Source organism: Aeromonas sp., assembly GCF_050633025.1.
Lineage (GTDB): Bacteria > Pseudomonadota > Gammaproteobacteria > Enterobacterales > Aeromonadaceae > Aeromonas.
In genome coordinates this window covers 1-4,116 of record NZ_JBODRQ010000204.1, presented here as the reverse complement: position 1 = coordinate 4,116, position 4,116 = coordinate 1, and the positions used below count along the sequence as shown (strand labels likewise).

The 4,116-nt window shown below is 53.8% G+C and carries 4 protein-coding genes and 3 pseudogenes; 5 read left to right on the top strand and 2 right to left on the bottom strand.

The genetic code is table 11. The annotated features are described in order from the left end of the window. Window positions 1–77 precede the first annotated feature (77 nt). The 3 genes and pseudogenes from ACRAUW_RS17170 to ACRAUW_RS17160 all read left to right on the top strand — a co-directional run. Window positions 78–1,028 carry a transposase gene (locus tag ACRAUW_RS17170; protein WP_431363245.1) on the top strand — a complete coding sequence of 317 codons (951 nt, stop codon included), beginning with the start codon at window positions 78–80 and terminating at the stop codon, window positions 1,026–1,028. Window positions 1,029–1,236: 208 nt separating this feature from the next. Beyond that, window positions 1,237–1,761: pseudogene (locus ACRAUW_RS17165) on the top strand (enoyl-CoA hydratase-related protein); the annotation flags it as partial. Between the two features lie 18 nt (window positions 1,762–1,779). Further along, window positions 1,780–2,307: pseudogene (locus ACRAUW_RS17160) on the top strand (phage portal protein); the annotation flags it as partial. 179 nt (window positions 2,308–2,486) lie between these two features. Here ACRAUW_RS17160 and ACRAUW_RS17155 read toward each other — a convergent pair. Then, entirely contained in the window at window positions 2,487–2,726 is a 240-nt protein-coding gene (locus ACRAUW_RS17155) for a hypothetical protein (protein WP_318163201.1), read from the bottom strand. 230 nt (window positions 2,727–2,956) lie between these two features. On the opposite strand from ACRAUW_RS17155, the pseudogene ACRAUW_RS17150 reads away from it, so the two are divergent. Together ACRAUW_RS17150 and ACRAUW_RS17145 are read left to right on the top strand one after the other, a co-directional pair. Next, window positions 2,957–3,252 (top strand): annotated as a pseudogene (locus ACRAUW_RS17150) (phage portal protein); the annotation flags it as partial. A gap of 58 nt (window positions 3,253–3,310) precedes the next feature. Then, a complete protein-coding gene (locus ACRAUW_RS17145) occupies window positions 3,311–3,562 on the top strand; it encodes an ogr/Delta-like zinc finger family protein (protein WP_042067783.1) in 252 nt (83 codons plus the stop codon). Between the two features lie 106 nt (window positions 3,563–3,668). Here ACRAUW_RS17145 and ACRAUW_RS17140 read toward each other — a convergent pair. Beyond that, the coding region (locus ACRAUW_RS17140) for a hypothetical protein (protein WP_431363244.1) at window positions 3,669–4,116 on the bottom strand (448 nt) is incomplete at its 5' end.

Here is a 4,116-nt window from a genome sequence, read left to right as displayed (position 1 = left end):
TTCTTATTAGGACACCCATCTTTTTGACAGTGGGATATCGCTGTTCTTGACTGAGAGGAGTGCCACAGGAGATTGCCATGACTATCGCCCGTTCCCGCCAAATCAGCCTGCAAGATACCCCTTACTACCATGTCGTCAGCCGTTGCGTGCGGCGGGCCTTTCTATGTGGGGAAGATGTCCACTCAGGCCAGAGTTACCAGCATCGGCGCCAATGGGTTGTCGACAAGCTGGGTCAGCTGTCTCGGCTGTTTGCCATCGGCGTATGCGCGTATGCGGTGATGAGTAATCACTATCATCTGGTGTTGAAAGTGGAGGCTGACAAAGCCGCAGCCTGGGATGAACGGGAAGTGGCCGAACGCTGGGCGGCCTTGTTCCAATGGCCCCTACTGGTTCGGCGATGGTATCAAGGGGATCCACTGATTGAGCCTGAGCTGGCGGTTGTGCAGCAACTGATTGCAACATGGCGTGAGCGACTGCACTCCATCAGTTGGTTTGTGCGATTGCTCAACGAAAATCTGGCGCGCCAGGCCAATTTGGAAGATGGCTGCAAGGGCCACTTCTGGGAAGGGCGCTTCAAAAGTCAGGCGCTGCTCACCGAAGCGGCCTTGCTGGCCTGCATGGCATATGTGGATCTCAACCCTATTCGAGCCAAGCTGGCAGAGGCGCCTGAGGAGAGCGACTACACCAGCATCAAGCAACGGCTCGATGGCGAACCGTCTGTGCTATCACTGCCGCCCCTGTTATTGCCATTTTCCGATAAGAGCCATCCTGATGATTTACCTTATGTTTTCACCGATTATCTGATGCTGGTGGACTGGACTGGTCGAGCCATCAGAACCGACAAGCGAGGCCACATTCCAGCTCATCTCGCGCCTATCCTGCAACGGCTTGGCCTGGAGGGCGCGCAATGGCTGCGACAAGTGGCACTGTTCCGGCGTCAGGGGATCAGAGCCGTGGGTGACAGGGTGCATTGCCAGCAGTTCGCTCTGCATTGCGGTCAGCAGCGATGTCACCAACCTGCTTTGTGACCGGATAACGCCATTTCATCATCAAGCCACATCGCTACTCAGTTGGTGGGTTGCCCCTTTTCTGAGCGACGAGTTTTCACGTCAGCGCGCGTTTTTTTCTTGGATGTTGCATTGATATCAGGTCGACCTGTGGATGCTGGGGCAAGCCCCCATGGTCTGACAATCCCTGCTACGTCTTTGTCAAAAAGGTGGGTGTCCCGGGTCACTGGTCGCCTATGGCTGGCATCAGCTGCCTGTGCCGGTGATTGCGGTGACCCAGGGAGTCTGTTTTGGCGGTGGCTTGCAGATTGCGCTCGGCGCCGATTTTCGCTTCAGCACCCCCGATTGCCGCTTCTCGGTGATGGAGATCAAGTGGGGGATCATTCCCGATATGAGCGGCAGTGTCACCATGCGCAACCTGATGGGAGTGGATACCGCCATGGAGCTGGCCATGAGCGGGCGCGAGCTGAATGCCGTCGAGGCGAAATCCCTCGGGATGGTGAGCCGGGTCTGCGCCGATCCGCTGGTGGAGGCGCGGGAGTTTGCCCGCACCCTCATCACCAAGTCGCCCGATGCCCTGGCGGGGATCAAGCAGCTCTACAGTCAGGCCTGGGCCCGCAGCGATGAGGCGATGCTCAAAGAAGAGACCCGCCTGCAAAAGCAGATCCTGGGGCGCCCCAATCAGTGGCGAGCCACCTTTAACAGCCTGTTTCGCTGGCGTCTGCCGTTCGGGCCACGCCGCAATCCGCTCTGACTGCGAGCTGCACGAGCGATCTACGGTATGCCCGACTACCTGGGTGGCCTGCAGTCGGCGCTGCTTAACCAGGATGCCACCCTGTTTCGGCGCAAATACTTCCTCAACGGCGCCCATATGGGCTTCATCTTCTACGCCACCGACCCGAACATGGATGACGACACCGAGGAGGGGATGAAGGAGATGATCGCCAGCAGCAAGGGGGTGGGGAACTTCCGCTCCATGTTCGTCAACATCCCGGACGGCAAGCCCGATGCCATCAAGCTGATCCCGGTGGGGGATATCGCCACCAAGGACGAGTTTGCGGCCATCAAGGGGATCACCGCTCAGGATGTATTGACCTCTCACCGTTTTCCGGCGGCGCTGGCCGGCATCATCCCGACCAATGGCGGGGGAGGGCTCGGGGAACCCGAGAAGTACGATGCCACCTATGCCCGCAACGAGGTACTGCCGCTGTGCGAGCTTATCCAGGATGCCATCAACAGTGCGGGACTCCCTCGCTCCCTTTGGGTCGATTTTCGGGATAATATCGGTTTAACTGTATAAAAAACAGTGTTTGCTATTGCAAGATAGGCAGTTGATTTGGATAGAAAAGGGGGCGAAATAATAGCCCCCTGATATCATATTCACTTAACATAAAAAATTTATTGCAAATATTAGTGTATTGAAGCGTTAAGTTCTAACGTTAAAATGTTGTCTCGCAGATAAGAAATCGGCTTGAATTTTTAGTTAGCGCGACTCGGAAACATGCGTTGTTTGATGACTCCTATTGCCTCGGCATAGAAGCGTTTCTCTTTAGCTTGTTCCAGTGGGGTTCTTTCTTCGCCTTCGTCCACAGAGAGCGAATGATTCATATTGTGCCATTCGTGAACGTGATAGAACCGCCCTTCGTGTTCGTTGAATTCAAGGTAATACCATGACTCATTATTTCCACCGATACCTTTCTGACCGATATTTATGCGCATAACCCCTCACTAATAGTGATTAATATGAAGGTTGGGTAAATATTCTTAATATAGAGCAAATTCCCAATCAAGATGTTAATTGATCGTTTTTAAATCATACTATTATACTGTCTGGAACTGTGTCTAGAGATATTTTCTTTGCCAATCTACTACGGCCTGTTGCTGATTTTTAAAAACTGTAAAATAAGTTTAGTGGGAAAGACACTACAAGCATTCGTTGCGTGAATATCCCGGATGGCATCAAGTTGATCGCGGTGGGGGATATCGCCACCAAGGACGAGTTCGCGGCCATCAAGGGGATCACCGCTCAGGACGTATTGACCAGCCACCGCTTTCCAGCGGCGCTGGCCGGCATCATCCCGACCAATGGCGGGGGAGGGCTTGGAGACCCTGAGAAGTACGATGCGACCTATGCCCGTAACGAGGTATTGCCGCTGTGCGAGCTTATCCAGGATGCCATCAACAGTGCGGGACTCCCGTCTCCCTGCGGGCCGATTTTCGGGAGAATATCGGTTCAACTGTATAAACAAACAGTGTTTGCTGTGGCAAGATAGGCTGTTGATTTGGATAGAAAAGGGGGCGTAATGCGGGTTTATTGCAAAGTGTGTGGCCAGCGGGGCCGCATTACCAAGACCAACCGACTGAGCGATGATGTCTCGGATCTCTACTGCCAGTGCACCGATGCAGAGTGTGGCCACAGCTGGGTGGCCACCTTGTCGTTCGCCCACACCCTCAGCCCCTCGGCCAAGACCACGAACCAGCTGGTGCTTAGCTTGATGGGCTCGCTGACGCCAGAGGGACGGCAGCTGGTACTCAAAGGACTGGGGGCGCAATAGCGCTCCTACTTAGAACAGTACCGTTATAAATTGCTTGTTTGTCATGGCATGAAACGTCACCGGTCGCAGCGCAGTTTTATCGTGCAACATCGGATGGACCGCAGGCTTAGACATTTTGCTGTCCCGCGAGTGGGATGCGAAGAATGGTCTCATGCTGTTCAAATCGATATTCTGTGACTCTCGAAAGGATCATATCCTGCAAGATCGCAAGCAGTGCAGCTATTGCTCGGACCAGAGGAACAAAATACTGCTCATGATACTCGGCCACCTCTGGACTGTTCTCATGGGCGGTGTGTGCTCTCACAATCGGATATGAGCCGTGCGCGATAGTACTTCTGAGATTGTAGAATTCCTTCACCCAGTTTTGTTGTTTCGATGGCGTACCAATGAGGTTTGCAATTCGTCGCCCTAGGGTTTGTTGTTTTTGCTCCTCTTTCTTAACCAATAGTCCGTCCAGAGCTTGGGAGATGAGTAACACCTCAGTAATATGGAAGTCATCGTAGCGGGCCATTTCAAGTAATGAAAATAGGGCTCGCTGCACTGGGGTGACTGCG